A 419-nucleotide genomic window follows, 5' to 3' on the forward strand; every position below is an offset into this window, starting at 1 on the left:
GATAAGCCGAATACCGTCTTTGTCAGCGACGTCACCGAGTTCAGGGTCCAAGGCCGCAAGGTGTATTTGTCACCGGTGATGGACTTGTTCGATCGCTCCATCGTCGCTCACACCGTTGCTACATCGCCGTCGACAGCGTTTACCGCCGATTCTTTATCCAAGGCGATCGCGACGTGTGCACCTGAACCCGGGTGGATGATGCACACCGATCAAGGCTTCCAGTACCAGCATGCCTCCTGGCGTGACCTGATCGACAACAACGGTGGTGTGCAGTCGATGTCGCGTAAAGCCAACTGCTACGACAACGCGGTCATGGAGAACTTCTTCGGGCACTTGAAGACAGAGATGTACCACGGTGAAGTCTTCGACACGGTCGCAGAGTTCAACCAAGCGATCGACGAGTACATCGGGTGGTACAA

General features: G+C 55.4%; 1 protein-coding gene. It reads left to right on the forward strand.

The genetic code is table 11. From position 1 onward, the window contains the following. A partial coding sequence (locus QP997_RS09770) for an IS3 family transposase (RefSeq protein WP_284847005.1) occupies window positions 1-419 on the forward strand: 419 nt, incomplete at both ends.

This window comes from Corynebacterium sp. MSK039 (assembly GCF_030232315.1).
GTDB lineage: Bacteria > Actinomycetota > Actinomycetes > Mycobacteriales > Mycobacteriaceae > Corynebacterium.